Source organism: Capnocytophaga bilenii (assembly GCF_017565765.1).
Lineage (GTDB): Bacteria > Bacteroidota > Bacteroidia > Flavobacteriales > Flavobacteriaceae > Capnocytophaga > Capnocytophaga bilenii.
Genome location: NZ_JAGDYP010000002.1, coordinates 82,197 through 97,626, shown reverse-complemented (window position 1 = coordinate 97,626; position 15,430 = coordinate 82,197). Strand labels below are relative to the sequence as shown.

The window sequence follows — 15,430 nt, the reverse complement described above, 5'->3', positions numbered from 1 at the left end:
TTAATTAAAATAGATTTATAAACGATGGAAAATGTAACAAATGAGAAAAAGAAGCATCCCAAAGGGCTTTATTTAGTCTTTTTGACTGGGATGTGGGAGCGTTTTAGCTACTACGGAATGCGTGGTATCCTAATGCTATACCTTACCAAGACGTGGCTGGAGGGTGGTTTGGCTTTTGACCCTCAGTTTGCCTCACTTATTTATGGATTTGCCACAGGTCTTACTTATTTTACGCCACTGATAGGTGGATGGATAGCTGATAACTTCTTAGGTCAGCGAAAATCGGTATTGTTAGGGGGCTTTATAATGTTCTTGGGAGAGGCTACGCTCTTTGCGATACATTCTCATTTTGGGCTTTACTTAGGTCTGTTCCTGCTGATTATTGGTAATGGGTTCTTCAAGCCTAATATTTCGGCACTTGTAGGTGGACTTTACGAGCCTGGTGATAAGCGTTTAGATTCGGCATTTTCTATCTTCTATATGGGTATCAACCTTGGGGCTTTCTTGGCTCCGCTACTTACAGGGTTGCTTACTGATAACATCTTTGCGAGCAACGTTACTAATCCCGAAACGGGCGAGGTGATAATATCGTATGGTTATAAATACGGATTTGCGGCAGCAGCTGTGGGAATGCTTGTGAGTGAAGTGATATTTATTCTATTTGCTCAAAAATATTTAGGCGACTTAGGTTTGCATCCTAAAGGAGGAAAGAAAACAGCTAATGTATCGGAAGCTGAAGCTCACAGACCACTTACTAAAGAAGAAAAAGAACGTATTGTGGTAATTTTTGTGTATTTCTTCTTTGCGATATTCTTTTTTGCAGGCTTTGAACAAGCAGGGTCTTCACTTACGTTATACACTGATAACTATATCAATAGGAATGTATTGGGGTATGAAATTCCTACAGCTTGGTTCCAATCGGTGAATCCGCTGTTTATAGTGTTATTAGCACCTGTGTTTTCAAGTATTTGGAGCAGCAAGTTTGGGCAAACGCTCACTACGCCTTTCAAGATGGGTATGGGTATGATTCTTTTGGGGGTAGGGTTCTTCTTTATGCTGGGAGCTGTATACGAACGCGGAGGCTCTATAGGTAATGACCCTACTGATGTAGCCGTAAAAGCGAGTCTTGCGTGGCTGGTACTCACTTACTTAATACACACTATAGGTGAGCTATGCCTATCGCCCGTAGGGCTTTCTATTGTTACGAAACTTTCACCGCCAAAATTGGCAGGCTTGCTAATGGGTGTGTGGATGACAGCGGCATTTTTTGCTAATGCAGCAGGAGGTTTCATTGCTTCATATGTAGAAAAATTAGGTGCAAGTGTTATCTTTACTGCTATTTCGGCATTTGTAATTCTTTGTGGATTGGTAATGATCTTGCTAAACAAGAAGCTACAACAGATGATGCACGGTGTGAAATAACCAAGCAATATAAAAAAATAAAAGTACTGTAATAGTACGCAGCGGGTGTCCGAAAAGTTTTTTTGTGAGGGCGAATTGCAAATCGCCCCTACAATATGAATAAAAGTGATTGATTATCAATATAATCAAGAGATTGTCCAAAAAGTTTCATTTCAGCTTAAAACAAGCTTATTAATAGATAAAGTATTTTTGTAACTGATTATTAACATCCCCCCCTTAACACATACTCCGCTGCGCCAGCTCGCGGACTTCCTTCAAAAAGGGGGGAGATGTTGCGGTTGTACTATTTAAAACTTTTCGGGCAATATGTAATCATACTTTTAAAAACTTTTCGGACACCTTATTTTTTTGTATTATGGCAATTATTTTGTATCTTTGCAGTAAGAATGAAAAATACTCAATGATTATGGAGACACTTGTTGAAAAAAAAGAAGAAGCTGTTGAAAATAAAGTAACAACAGCCGAAAACGAGACCCCTGAGAAAAAAATGACGATGTGGGATTACGTTTTGAAATTTGAAAAAAAACCTTTGATTAGGGTTTTAGATGAAGATTTGGTTTTTGGTCCTAATATGTGGACGCGATTAATGCAGGAAGAAAAGTTATGAAGTACTTTTTTGACACTAACATCGTACTTATCTTATTTCAGGGCAGAAGAAAAGAGATTACAGATAGTATAAAAACAATACTGACCGATGAGGCTAATTCTTTTTATGTAAGTACTATTTCTCTGTTAGAAATAGCCCAATTATGCCGTAAGAGAAGAATTGATGGAGTAGATTATGAAAGTGAAAAGTTTGATGATGGTGAGAAAATAATTAAGCACATTCTAAAAGAACTTCCCATCATTAATATACTCCCATTTGAGGAGAAAGATGCTTTGATAGCAGCTCGATTAAAGTTTGTTTCTAACCATAACGACCCTAATGACCTTGCTATCATTGGGCATTCTATTGGGGTAGGAATGCCACTCATTTCGTGTGATGATAAATTCCCTTTTTATGAAGCGCAAGGGGCTAAAGTAATTCATAATCCAAGATAAATAAAAAGAAAAATATGAAAAGAAAACTTTTAACTATTTTATTGGCGATATTTGTAATCTTTATCGCTTGTAACAAAGAGGAAACGCCAGATCCTACACCTGCTAATACCTCATCGCCTACTACACAGACGGGACAAGTTACCTCTACTACTCAAACGGGAACTACTACCCCCACTACACAATCGGGGACTACGCAGCTGAGTAGCGAAAAAGATATTCTTAGCTTTAAAATACACTTTGGTCAGTATGGTGAGATTGCTGGTACTATTAGCGGTACGAACATTACAGTAGTAGTGCCTGTAAATGCTGAAAAGTATTGGACGGGACTCAAACCTATGGTAGAAGTGTCGCCAAAGGCAGATGTAAGTCCGTATTCATTACAAGAGGTGAATTTTATGCATCCGCCTGTAACGTATACGGTTACGGCTGAAGATGGCAGCAAAAAGGAATATTACGCTACCGTAAAGATTGATACTTCTACCGAAGTGGAGCACTTTTCACTTAGCACCGAAGACGAGCGTCATTATTTTACTGGTACAAAAGCTACTGCAGGGGGTATTACTACTTATACCTTTGAAATAGACGACGAACATAACATCAAGCGGCTACGTACTATTATCCGTTTGAAAGACAAGCGCGCTACGGTACAGCCTGCCGATGATAGCATAGTGGATTTCTCGCAGCCTGTGCGCTATACCGTTACTGACACTGAAGGCAACAAGCGGGACTTTATAGTGGTGGTACGCAAGCTACTACCTCGTTATATAGCGATTTCGCAAGTGAACGTAATTGACAACAACGGTGCAAAGGCAGACGAGATAATCATAAAAACGAACTACTTGCCGAGCAAAAAAGAGGATATAAGCCTTACTATTACCTCTGTGATCAACCCGCAACTGAGTTATCCTCTGCGAGTGGTGAGCATAGACAAGGCAAGCAATAAAATCACCGCTGAAGTTCCCAGTACCTACTACAGCTGTACCTATTATCTAAACGTAAGCTATGACGGCAAAACTCCTAATGAAAAACCTTTTGTATTACTCAACAATGGGCTGCCTTACTTTGCGGGGGTACAATCGTATTCTGGTGGGAAAGCTTATAAAACATTGGTATTCCCTAAAGAAGACTTTCAAGTATACCTATACGGCAAAGATATGCGCCAATACGAACTCTTCTTGCGCAAAAATGGTGTAGATTATCCTTTTATACGAAAATACAATGTAGAGTATTTGGAAATGCCTAACCTGCCTGGTACTCCCCTAGAAAGTGGGCGCGATTTTTACTTTGTGATAAAAGTAAACGGGCGCGAATACGTATTTCCTTTTGTAAATCACAAGCAAGAGCCTATAGAGGTGCTTGTGGCTAACAAACCTGTGATTACTTCTATCTCGCGAAACGTAGTAGATAAGGGGCAAGAGATAACCGTTTATGGTAGGAATTTGAATTTTGACTTTATGCACGAAAGTCTACCGAATATGTTGGTATTAGAAAAGTCCATGAAGCGTGTTTTTGTAGATAAAGTGCGTGCTGATAGGGATAGAAGTGTAACCTATAAAATTAACGATGAAGTACCTGCTGGAGAGTATGAATTTTGGGTAAGGCTGTTGAATGTAGACACCGAATCAGAGCGATATGAGGGCACTATAAGAGTGCGTATGCCTGAAAGTACGCACCCACGATTGCGTGTAACGAAAGCTCTAATTTACAGCAAATACAACCAATACTTTCCTTGCCAAGTACAGCTCACCTTTAACGAAGCTTTTGGCAGTGCCCGTGTGAAGGAAATAGTGTATCCTCACAACATCAGGATTGCTAACCTTGTGCAATATACTAACACTGTGCTTACTACCAAGTTAGACAAAGACTCTTATAACGAAGTAGAAAACGAACTTGATGGCTATGCGCTAATAGAAGAAAACGGCAGGGAATACAGGGTATACTTCAACACAGAAGTATATTAGGCTTGATAAGACAATTATATAAAAACAGAAAACGATATGAAACATTTATTTTTGACCGCTGCCATAATATGCTCTTCTTTTGCGTTTGGGCAAGCCTCTGGCAATGTAAATTATAAAGACAGAAACCGCAGTAGCTGGAATAACGATGATACGACTCTTGATTTTCCGCTCAATTACGAAATGGTAGTAACAGCCAAAGGCTTGGCGAATGTAAAAGCTGATGCCTTTGTAGCTATTTTTAGTATAGTGCAAGTAGGCAAAACGGCTGAAGAAGCTACGCAACTGATGGTTCAGCGTCTTTCGTCTGCCTTGTCTGCTCTTAAGGCTAAAAACTTTGAATTTTTTGTAGATATGATTTCGTTTGTGCCTATGTACGAATACGAAACTGAGAAAAAAGTGTTCAGCAAGCGTACTTACAACGAACTGCCGGTGGGCTTTGAACTGAAGCAAAACCTCCACATCAGAATAAAAGAGGCTTCTCAGCTAAATGAACTTATCATCTTGCTTTCTAACAGCGAGATTTACGACCTTGTGCGAATGGATTACTACGCTAGCAACCTCGAGTCGGTAAAAAAAGAGCTGATGAGCAAAGTGAAAGCTGCTTTTGCGGACAAGCAAAAACTCTATGAAACGACCCTTGGCGAAAGCTTTGCTACTGCTGAAAAGAAAATAATTGATGGGTTTGTACAGACTTCGCCCTCACAGCAATACAAAAGCTACGAAGCCTACAACAGTGCTTCGCTGCAAGGCAAACGCGCAGGCAATATACTGCAAGCTAACAAATCGGTAACGCAGTACTACCAGCCTATTGCTGATAAAGATTTTGATGTAGTACTGAACCCTATTATCACCGAGCCTGTTATACAAATTGTTTACGAGATGAAAATGAGTGTAAATCGCCCTGAAAGAAACAAAAACAAAGAGGTGATGTTCTTAACGCCCGCAGGCGAACTTAAAAAACTAAATCTTCCTTAAAGTATTAGATAGTTATGAAAAACAGCTTTAAACTCTTTTGTTTGTTTCTCCTGCTGCTTTGTGTGGGCTGTGCTTCTCCTAAGAAAATTATAGTTCCTGAGGATTATTGTGTTCCCCCAGCATATACCATAACTTCGGATAAAGAAGCTCCTATAGAAATAGATGCTGAAGAATTTGCACTGAATAAAAAGCTTTTTAACGGAAAATTATCTGACAGAAACATTCTTATTGCCTACGCTTCGCATATAGACAAACCTTTATTGGCACTGATTGCCTTAGACGATGCCCCCTCTAACGAAGCGCAACAAAAGCGCAACACGCTGCAATTGGAAATCCACAGCAAGATTACGGCTATTTTCTCGCAAATGAATGCCGTAACCGCAGAGTTGGATTGCGAAGAGGAACGGATAGACCAAATAGCGACTACCATTAGTAACCTCAACGATAAAAATATCAGCAGGCTTACAGTTGCTTCTATCCTTATAGGAGCTGCCGTTTCGGTAGCAGGAGCTTATATAGCAGACGATGGTTGGGATAAAGCCATTGCCGCAGGAGGAGGAGTGCTGGGGGCTGGACTGAGTTTCCTTACCCTGAATCCGAAAGGGAAGAAAGTAATGCTAAAGCACCCGCGCAACTTGTTACGCTCGTTTATGACTGAAAAGAACAATGGTGAGTTTCCTCCTTTTGTGTGGTATATGATTAACGAACACCGCTTTACCAATTCGGGAGAAGGTTCTATTTTGCAGCATATGCAACAAAGGTGGGTGAAGAATCTTTTTGATAACGACAAAGAAAAGGCACTAAAAGCAGTGCTTTTCAGCGATGGGGGTATCTATTATGCAGGCGATTTGCATACCCGTGCCGAGATGTTCGACCAAATGCAGTCGGTAATACATTCGCTTCATCAAAATATAGACTTTTTTATACAAGAAGTGAATATGCTGATGCTAAAAAAATAACAGCTTAATGAGAAAACTTTTTTTACTTCTATTGCTGTGGGCATCAGTTCCTGCTGTAGCCCAAAGTTCTAAAGAACTTCTATACGTAATAGATGCCAGTTACCTTAAACAAGGGTCTACCTATGGGCAGTTGGGGTTGCATTACAACTATTACGACAGCAATAATATAGCACTATTAGCGGGTATTGCTGGTAACTTCCGCAGTGAGAACAAACAACTTATCGCTATAGGCGAAGCGCAACTCTCGGCGTGGATAAGAGCCGATAATGAGCGAGGAGGCTTTGTTGATATTCCTGTCTTGCTCTTGCGCCCACAGCTGAATTTTTCACCTTATTACTTCGCCCCTGAAGCGGGTATACAAATTCTCTTTCTTTATATAAAAGCAGGTTACGCTTTCCCTTGGGGCAATACAAATGGCAACTATCCTTTTGAAACGGGAAAATTTCGCTTTTCGGCAGGGATAAGTATACCGATAAAATAAACTTGTTTTGTCGCAAAAAAAGTGTATTTTTGCGACAAAATAATAGCTTATATCGTATGGAAAGCACTGACAATAAAATACTTAAAAGGTTATCTAAATGCGGGAGGGGTGTGTTGAGAAATGGCTTTAAGAAACTATTAAAGAAAGTATGATAACCAATGAGATTATATACAGAAATATAATTTTGGAATGGGGAAAAGCTACCAACTATGTGGAAGCATTTCAAGATGTCTTTGCTTTTGACAGCGAACAACAATTATGCTATCTAAAAATACAGTTATTGCATAATGTAGGTTCTTTATCTCTTCTTATAGCACCTTTCTATACTGAAATAGATGAGAATCTACCCATTTCTAAGATAAAAAAAGGAGATTTTAGCTTTGAAGGAAAGGAGATTGACAATATTCGTCAGTATTTATGTGATGATATGCTTATTTTTAGCTATACCACACAAAGTACAATATTTAATCTGGATGTTAAAAAAGTAACTGATAATTTGTTCTTTCTATTAGACAAAGAAAATACATTAAAATACATTGTAGTTACAAAGATATCAACCTTCCCTTTTAGAGATTATTATTTAGATGAAAAAGTACTTAGAGAAATCTATTTTCTTGCTTACACTTATGAACTTGATGACGGAGTACAACTGAGAAGTCTGCTCCAAATGATACAGAGTGAGGAGCGCTATAAAGAGATTTTCAAAAGTGAATTAGATGATTTAATAGAAGAAGTAGAAGATTTTTTTAAATAAACAAAATGTCCCCTGAACTACAACCGTTAGTCGAAGCTATTTTTGAGGCTACTCAAAAAGCATTTTTAAAACTCTTTGAAAACGGAGAGCATTATTACTATTGTGTGCTACTCACTACGGGTGAGGCTCTTCCACCTTGTATTGCGGCGTGGTCGGTGGAAGCTTTAGAGCGATTGGTAAATGAGAGATCTATCCCCAAAGAGGAAATACCATACTACAAATACTCATTTGCCGATAGCCCTTATTACGCTTTTGGTTATGAGGAATATTTTCGGCAGGTAAAGCAATTATTTGAGGAGCGTGATTCTCTTATGGATTACAACAATGAGGCACAATGGAACGAGGAATACAACCTCCGACTTGCTGCTATGGTATATGCGATGAAAAAACTCGATGCTGTGGGTATTTTTGCCCTCAACCAACCACGAGAACAAGTGTATATCAACGTAGAACTAATGCCCTCTGATGATACCGATATAGAAAGAGCGTTATACTTTAATAAGGCTGAAAATATAGAGGAATGGCTTGGTATTTTTGGCTGATATTTCTTTTTTATAACATTTTAAAACTTTTGCCCATATAAGCTAATTATAAATAGATTTATGACCCTACAACAGCACTTTACTAAATACATTTCCGGAGAAACCGAACAAATAGAAGCCCTTTGTGCGCTTTTTAGCGAGCGTACACTCAAAAAGAAAGAATACCTTTTGCAAAAAAAGACGAGGATTTCCAAATCTACCAACAATTATTAAACTAAGTAATGAACAAATTGACATATCAGCTAATTAACAAATTAACATTATGACCTCAGACGAATTTGCAAAGAATTTTTATATTGAAAAGCTAAATTTTTTAAAGTCGTGCTTTCAGGTACAACCAGACTATCCTTCAGCTGTAAATACCAAAATAAAAAAAATGGCACTGAGCAGTACTCAAAAAGAACAATTAGAAGAAGTGATTGACCTGTTGTTAAACGATGTGTTTTACAGCGTGCTATTAGGCTTAGACGGTGAATGCCCCATAGGCAACATACAGCAAGTTTATAGTATATACGATGAAGAAGGATGTCTTATTTCTGATTGTGGGGAATTGGAAGTGAGTGCTTACGATTACTTTCACGGAGACAAATACGAAAAAGAAACTGATTAATATAAAACAATATGTTCTGAGGGGGCTGTCTAAAAAGTTTTGTTTTAGCTTAAAACAAGCTTATTAATGAACAGAATATTTTTGTAACTAATTGATTATTAACATCCCCCCTTCCCCCCTTCAAAGGGGGGGGAGATGCCAAAGTAGTACTTTTAAAGACTTTTTGGACAGCTTCACAAGACAAATTCGCAAATCGGCAAATTGCTTATGTGGCTCGCACTTATTGAACTACTTCAATGTTTTTTACTCCCAACCTGCCATACCTTTGCACCGTGAAATAAACGTTGTAAAAGTATGGCAGTTTTTATATTAATACTCGGCATTATCCTCTTTAGTGTACTCTTTCGCAAACGCGAAGAGCACTGGCTTCCTTTTGGTAAAGACCATATTTTGCGAAAATTCAAGCAAGGAGGGCGTACCTTTATTTATGAACAAGCCTCTTTTGGGGCTTCGCAAGAAACCGTATATTACCTTTTTCAGTTGGTGTACGAACTCACTAAGCGCAAAGGCTTTTCGCAGTACAAATACGACCTATACGACTTTTCGTATAACATCTTTTGTTATGAAGAAACAACCCTGAAGATATTTCGCTACGAAACCTATATTTATCTTATTCGCTGTACCGAGCCTATAAGTATTGAAGAATTTGAAAGAATAAACCCGTATGTTAATTAGCTAATTAGCAAATTTGGGAATTAGCAAAAAATTATCATTGATTGATTGCTATATGTCATTATTTTACTATCTTTGCCCCCAATATGAGATTTTTCACCTTCATACTTAGCTTATATCTGTTGGCACTCACTGGGCTGCCCTGTACGGATATGCTTGAAGGTGAGGAGTCTTCAGCTTCTTATGAATTTGTAACAGCCCCAACTGGGGAACACTCTCATTTTCATTTGGATAGCTGTTCACCTTTCTGCATTTGCACTTGCTGCCAAATGGTAATCAGCACGCCCACTACTTATGAGGCCTTAACCATTGCTCAAGCCACCGCAACCATTCCCTCCTATAGCTATCCCCTGACCGTATGGTCTTCGAACTACTATGGGAATATCTGGACTCCTCCCAAGATATAGTCTTTTCTTTCTTCATCTCAAGTGATTGTTCATTAGTCATCTCACCCATCATTAGTCATTAACTAATCATTAATTCTTATTAGAAATGTTAGACAAAATCATACTATTTAGCATCAAAAATAAGCTATTTGTAGGATTCATGACCCTTATGCTTATTTTTTGGGGCGTATGGAGTGCTACAAGGCTCCCCATTGATGCCGTTCCAGATATTACTAACAACCAAGTACAAATCATCACCTCTACCCCTACTTTGGCCTCACAAGAGGTAGAGCAACTGGTTACTTTTCCTATTGAGCAAGCCATCGCCAATATTCCTGGGCTGGAGGAAACACGCAGTATTTCCCGCTTTGGCCTCTCGGTCATCACAGCCGTCTTTAGCGAGGATATGGACATCTACTTTGCCCGCCAGCTAGTCAATGAAAAGCTCAAGGAGGCACAGGAGCAAATCCCTCAAGGCATAGGCTCGCCCGAACTCTCACCCGTGAGTACCGGACTGGGGGAGGTATATCAGTATATCATTCGCCCTACGGAACAGAGCAAAAACAAATATTCCGCCAAAGACCTCCGCACCATGCAGGACTGGATCGTGGCTCGCCAACTCTATGGTACCAAAGGAATAGCCGAAATCAACAGCTTTGGAGGCGAACTCAAGCAGTATGAGGTGGTTATAGATCCCGATCGCCTCCGTGCCATGGGGGTGAGTGTCAGTGATATTTTCACTGCTTTGGAGCAGAACAACCAAAATACAGGAGGTGCCTATATCGACAAGCGCCCCAATGCCTACTTTATCCGAGGAATAGGCATGGCTCGCTCCCTTGAAGACATAGGCAATATAGCCGTAGGCAAGCACACCCCTCCCCTCTTTATCAAGCATGTAGCCGAGGTACGCTTGGGCAGTGCCATCCGCTATGGTGCCCTTACCTATAATGGCGAAGTAGATGCCGTAGGTGGGGTAGTGATGATGCTCAAGGGCGAAAACAGCCACGAGGTAGTCAGTCGGATCAAAGAAAAACTGCCCACCATACAGCAATCCCTACCTGAAGATGTAGTGATAGAGCCTTTCTTAGACCGCACGGACTTGGTACAACGCGCCATCCATACGGTAGAGAAAAACCTCTTAGAGGGGGCGCTGATTGTCATCTTCATCTTAGTACTTTTCTTAGGGAACCTGCGTGCCGGACTGATTGTTGCCACGGCCATTCCCCTCTCCTTGCTCTTTGCCTTAGGAATGATGAACCTCTTTGGAGTAAGTGCCAACCTGATGAGCTTGGGAGCGATAGATTTCGGAATTATCGTAGATGGATCGGTTATCGTGGTAGAAGCAGTGATGCACCACTTGGCGATCCGAAAGAACCACCAACGACTTACCCAAGCACAAATGGATGAGGAGGTATTCCATTCCGCTTCCAAAATACGCAGTAGTGCCGCCTTCGGAGAGATTATCATCCTGATGGTGTATATTCCCATTCTTACCTTGGTAGGAGTAGAGGGCAAGATGTTCCGCCCTATGGCACAAACCGTCGTCTTTGCTATTTTGGGTGCCCTGATCCTTTCCCTGACTTATATCCCTGCCATGAGCGCTTTGCTCCTACCTAAAACAGTAAGTGACAAGCGCAGTTTTGCCGAGCGAATAATAAGCTGGCTCTACCGTCACTACCAACCGCTCTTTGTCCGTTCTATCCGCCTTAGGGGATGGATAATAGGCAGTATCGTGGTACTGTTCGTTCTTGCGGTAGGCATTTTCAGCCGTATGGGAGGTGAGTTTATTCCACAACTACAAGAAGGCGATTTTGTTTTTGAATGTATTCTGCCACCGGGCACTTCCCTGAAGCAGAGCTTGGAGACTTCCATGCAGGCCTCTCGCCTGATTCGTGAGTTCGACGAGGTGAAAATGGTGATAGGCAAAACAGGTTCTGCCGAAATACCTACCGACCCTATGCCGCTGGAAGCCTCCGATATTGTGATCGTACTCAAGAGCCAAGACCAATGGAAAAGTGGTCGCTCCTATGAGGAATTAGGAGATGCCATCATTGAGCGGCTCAAGGATATTCCTGGGGTCTTCTTTGAGAAAAGCCAGCCTATACAAATGCGTTTCAACGAATTGATGACAGGTGTCAGACAGGATGTAACGATAAAAATCTTTGGAGAAAACATGGATACCCTCGCCCACTACGCCCAAAGAGTAAGCCAACTTATCCAGAAAACAGAAGGTGCTACCGCCCCACAGGTCGAAAAAGTAAGCGGACTTCCGCAAATCAATGTTACTTACGATCGGGTACGCTTGGCCAACTACGGACTTTCGGTGCAAGAGGTCAATGAGGTACTCAGTACCGCCTTTGCTGGTAAGAAGGCTGGGGTTGTCTTCGAGAACGAACGAAGGTTCGACCTTGTGGTACGCCTCGATAGCCTCCATCGTACCGGAATTGACGATGTACAGCATATGATGGTAGCTACCGAAAATGGGCAGGTGCCGATGAGCCAATTGGCCACTATCAAATATGAATTAGGCCCCGCACAAGTAAGCCGTGAAGCAGGCAAGCGCCGTATCGTCATTGGCTTCAACGTGCAAGGGCGCGATGTGCAGAGTGTGGTGAGTGATATAGAACAAAAATTAAAGGGCGTAAAGCTCCCTACGGGCTATTACTTTACCTATGGCGGTCAGTTTGAGAACCTACAAAAAGCCACCGATAGGCTCCTTATTGCCGTACCGGTAGCCCTACTTTTAATATTTTTCTTGTTATACCTTGCTTTCCACTCTATAAAACAATCATTGCTCATCTTTAGCGCTATCCCGATGAGTGCCATTGGGGGCGTATTTGCCTTGCTTCTTCGGGGAATGCCTTTTAGTATTAGTGCGGGTATTGGTTTTATCGCGCTCTTTGGGGTAGCAGTGCTCAACGGTATAGTGCTTATTGGCACTTTCAACCAGCTGAAAAAAGAAGGAATGACCAACCTTTTGCATCGTGTGATTACGGGTGCCGAAATGCGTTTACGCCCTGTGCTAATGACGGCTATGGTGGCGAGCTTAGGTTTCCTACCTATGGCACTCAGTCAAGGAGCAGGAGCAGAAGTACAACGCCCCTTAGCTACAGTGGTCATCGGGGGGTTGGTATCGGCGACCTTCCTCACCCTCTTTGTATTGCCTTTGCTCTACTTAGCTTTTAACAATGGCTTCAAATGGGCAAAGCCCTCAGCCAAAGGACTGGTGATTATCGCTGTGCTCCTTAGCCCCATTGCCCTACAAGCACAAACCGTTTACAGCCTAACTGAAATAGAGCAAATAGCCCTCGAAAACAATGGGCTTATCAAGGCGGAACGACTCAAACTACAAGAGGCTACCGCCAAAGAGCGCACCGCCTGGGAGCTTCCCAAAACCGAACTTACAGGGCAGTTTGGCCAGTATAGCAGCCCCGAGAAAGATCTCTCGGTAGGTATATCCCAGTCTATTCCTTTCCCTACGGTATTCAGTGCGCGCAAAAAAAGCTACCTGGCAGAGACGCAACTACAACAAGGAAAAGTAAACCTTCAGGAAAATGAACTTAAGCAACAGGTGCGTACCCTATACCAACAATTGCAGTACTTAGCCTTCAAGCAGCAGCAACTCTTGCAGCTCGATAGTCTTTTCAATGATTTTATCCGTATTGCCCAGGTACGTTTTAAGGCAGGTGACACCAAGAAAATAGACATCAACACCGCACAGGTAAAAAAAGGAGAGATTACCCTCTTGCTAAAGCAAAACCAAGCCTTGGCACAGACGGCTTATCGCAACCTGCATAGCCTTATGCAAACCGAAGCGGACTTTACCATCGCCACCTCCACTGCATACGAACCTTTGTTGCTAAAAGAGACCTCTGCCCCCAGCCTCTCTCAGCACCCCTTAGTACAGCTAAGCTACCAAGAGGCTACCATCGCCCAGAATAATCAGCATTTGGAGCGTGCCCAAGCCCTACCCGATCTTACTTTGGGCTATACCAATCAGTCCCTCATCGGAATGCAAACCATCGGTGGAGTAGAATCCTACGCCGATAGAAGCCAGCGCTTTCACTTTGCCACCGTGGGGCTATCAATTCCGCTCTTTACCGCCACTCACACCAAAGTAAAAGCCTACGAATACCAAAGGCAAGCCGCCTTAGAGCAAGCTAAGCAAACAGAAAAACAGCTCAACACCCGATGGATCAATCTGTGGGAGAGCTACCAACTGAATTTGCAAAAGTATCAGTTTTACAAAGACGAAGCCCTCCCTGAAGCACAGCGCATCGTAAAGGCCAACCAATTGGGCTACAGTGCCGGTGAAATAAGCTATGTAGAATACCTCTATACCCTACAGACAGCTGTAGATACTCGCTTGGCATTCCTTGAAAGTATAGAGGCGCTCAATCAAAAAGTAATAGAACTCCAATCCCTTTTAAATCAGTAACACACATGAAAAAATACAGTATAAAAATCGCTTTTATCCTTATCTCACTCTTCACTTTATCCGCTTGTAATAATAACACCTCTACCACTGACGACCAGGAAGCGGAAGAAGAACACCACCACGAAGGAGAAAATACGACCACCCTGACCCAAACGCAAATCAAAACGGTAGACATTCGCCTGGGGCATATAGAACAAAAAGCCCTTACCGCTACCCTGAAAGCCAATGGAGTACTGAGTGTGCCTGCCGATTATCAGGCAAAGGTATCGACCATATATACAGGGATTATCCAAAGTGTAAAGGTAGAAATAGGCACCTATGTCCACAAAGGGCAGGTAATTGCCACCATTTCCAATCCCGATTTTCTACAACAGCAACAGCGCTTGCTCACTGTAAATAGCCAAATCGAACTTGCCCAGCAAGAGCTTGACCGCCAGCAGATCCTCTACGAAGGCAATGCCGGTACGGGTAAGAACTTACAAGCGGCCACTACCCAACTACGTACCTTACGCACTGAAAAAGCAGCCCTCGAAGAGCAAATACGCCTAATGGGCTTGAACCCCAAAACCCTAACCAATGAGGGGATGCAATCTACCCTAGCCGTAGTAGCTCCTATCAGTGGGAATATCAGTGCAGTATATACTAACAATGGCGCTTATGTAGATGCCTCCACCCCTATCGTGGAGATCATCGACAACAGTTCGCTGCACTTGCACTTGCAAGTATATGAGCGTGACTTGCCTTACATTAAGGTAGGACAACAAGTGCACTTCAACCCTACCAATAACACCTCTCGCGAATATGATGCCCAAGTGTATAACATTGCGGCTTCGTTTGAGAATGAAAGTAAAAGTATCATCGTACATTGCCACATAGAGGGGGACAAACAAGGGCTTATCAGCGGAATGAACGTAACAGGAGTCATAAGTCTGGACAAAGAAACGGCACCTGCGGTACCCAATGATGCCATCGTAGAAGATAGTGGCAAATCGTATATCTTTGTCATCACCCACACTGACGATAAGGAAACTACCTTCGAGAAAATAGAAGTAGCCAAAGGCACTTCCGAAAGTGGCTATACCGCTATCGCCCCAGTAAAACCGATCGCCCCCGAGCAAACAATCGCTACCAAAGGCGCCTTTTTTATCAATGCTACCTTGGTCAATAGCGGCGAAGACGAAGACTAAAC

The 15,430-nt window shown here is 42.0% G+C and carries 14 protein-coding genes; all 14 read left to right on the top strand.

From position 1 onward, the window contains the following. Positions 1-24: 24 nt before the first annotated feature. The 14 genes from J4N46_RS02795 to J4N46_RS02735 all read left to right on the top strand — a co-directional run bounded on the left by J4N46_RS02795 (position 25) and on the right by J4N46_RS02735 (position 15,428). The gene (locus tag J4N46_RS02795) at positions 25-1,422 is read left to right on the top strand and encodes a peptide MFS transporter (protein ID WP_208058084.1); all 1,398 of its coding nucleotides are present in this window, start codon (positions 25-27) and stop codon (positions 1,420-1,422) included. Positions 1,423-1,777: 355 nt separating this feature from the next. Next, positions 1,778-2,029 (top strand): hypothetical protein, encoded by a 252-nt coding sequence (locus J4N46_RS02790; RefSeq protein ID WP_208058083.1) that lies wholly within the window; start codon positions 1,778-1,780, stop codon positions 2,027-2,029. Next, positions 2,026-2,463 carry a type II toxin-antitoxin system VapC family toxin gene (locus J4N46_RS02785; RefSeq protein WP_208058082.1) on the top strand — a complete coding sequence of 146 codons (438 nt, stop codon included), beginning with the start codon at positions 2,026-2,028 and terminating at the stop codon, positions 2,461-2,463. Before J4N46_RS02790 ends, J4N46_RS02785 begins: the two co-directional genes overlap by 4 nt. Positions 2,464-2,477: 14 nt before the next feature. Then, positions 2,478-4,424: a DUF5018 domain-containing protein gene (locus J4N46_RS02780; protein WP_208058081.1), complete on the top strand. Its 1,947-nt coding sequence runs from the start codon at positions 2,478-2,480 to the stop codon at positions 4,422-4,424. 36 nt (positions 4,425-4,460) lie between these two features. Next, positions 4,461-5,399 (top strand): SIMPL domain-containing protein, encoded by a 939-nt coding sequence (locus J4N46_RS02775; RefSeq protein WP_208058080.1) that lies wholly within the window; start codon positions 4,461-4,463, stop codon positions 5,397-5,399. 14 nt (positions 5,400-5,413) lie between these two features. After that, positions 5,414-6,358 (top strand): hypothetical protein, encoded by a 945-nt coding sequence (locus tag J4N46_RS02770; protein ID WP_208058079.1) that lies wholly within the window; start codon positions 5,414-5,416, stop codon positions 6,356-6,358. A 7-nt stretch (positions 6,359-6,365) separates the two neighbouring features. Next, the gene (locus J4N46_RS02765; protein WP_208058078.1) at positions 6,366-6,839 is read left to right on the top strand and encodes a hypothetical protein; all 474 of its coding nucleotides are present in this window, start codon (positions 6,366-6,368) and stop codon (positions 6,837-6,839) included. A 184-nt stretch (positions 6,840-7,023) separates the two neighbouring features. Then, positions 7,024-7,593, top strand: coding sequence for a hypothetical protein (locus J4N46_RS02760; RefSeq protein WP_208058077.1), 570 nt, complete (start codon positions 7,024-7,026; stop codon positions 7,591-7,593). A gap of 5 nt (positions 7,594-7,598) precedes the next feature. Then, positions 7,599-8,135 carry a DUF4303 domain-containing protein gene (locus J4N46_RS02755; protein ID WP_208058076.1) on the top strand — a complete coding sequence of 179 codons (537 nt, stop codon included), beginning with the start codon at positions 7,599-7,601 and terminating at the stop codon, positions 8,133-8,135. A 262-nt stretch (positions 8,136-8,397) separates the two neighbouring features. Then, a complete protein-coding gene (locus J4N46_RS02750) occupies positions 8,398-8,745 on the top strand; it encodes a hypothetical protein (protein ID WP_208058075.1) in 348 nt (115 codons plus the stop codon). A 294-nt stretch (positions 8,746-9,039) separates the two neighbouring features. Beyond that, entirely contained in the window at positions 9,040-9,420 is a 381-nt protein-coding gene (locus J4N46_RS02745; RefSeq protein ID WP_208058074.1) for a hypothetical protein, read from the top strand. Positions 9,421-9,503: 83 nt separating this feature from the next. Further along, a complete protein-coding gene (locus J4N46_RS12930; RefSeq protein ID WP_009411032.1) occupies positions 9,504-9,824 on the top strand; it encodes a DUF6660 family protein in 321 nt (106 codons plus the stop codon). An 85-nt stretch (positions 9,825-9,909) separates the two neighbouring features. After that, the gene (locus J4N46_RS02740) at positions 9,910-14,241 is read left to right on the top strand and encodes a CusA/CzcA family heavy metal efflux RND transporter (protein ID WP_208058073.1); all 4,332 of its coding nucleotides are present in this window, start codon (positions 9,910-9,912) and stop codon (positions 14,239-14,241) included. 5 nt (positions 14,242-14,246) lie between these two features. Beyond that, positions 14,247-15,428: an efflux RND transporter periplasmic adaptor subunit gene (locus J4N46_RS02735; protein WP_208058072.1), complete on the top strand. Its 1,182-nt coding sequence runs from the start codon at positions 14,247-14,249 to the stop codon at positions 15,426-15,428. The last annotated feature ends 2 nt before the right edge of the window (positions 15,429-15,430 follow it).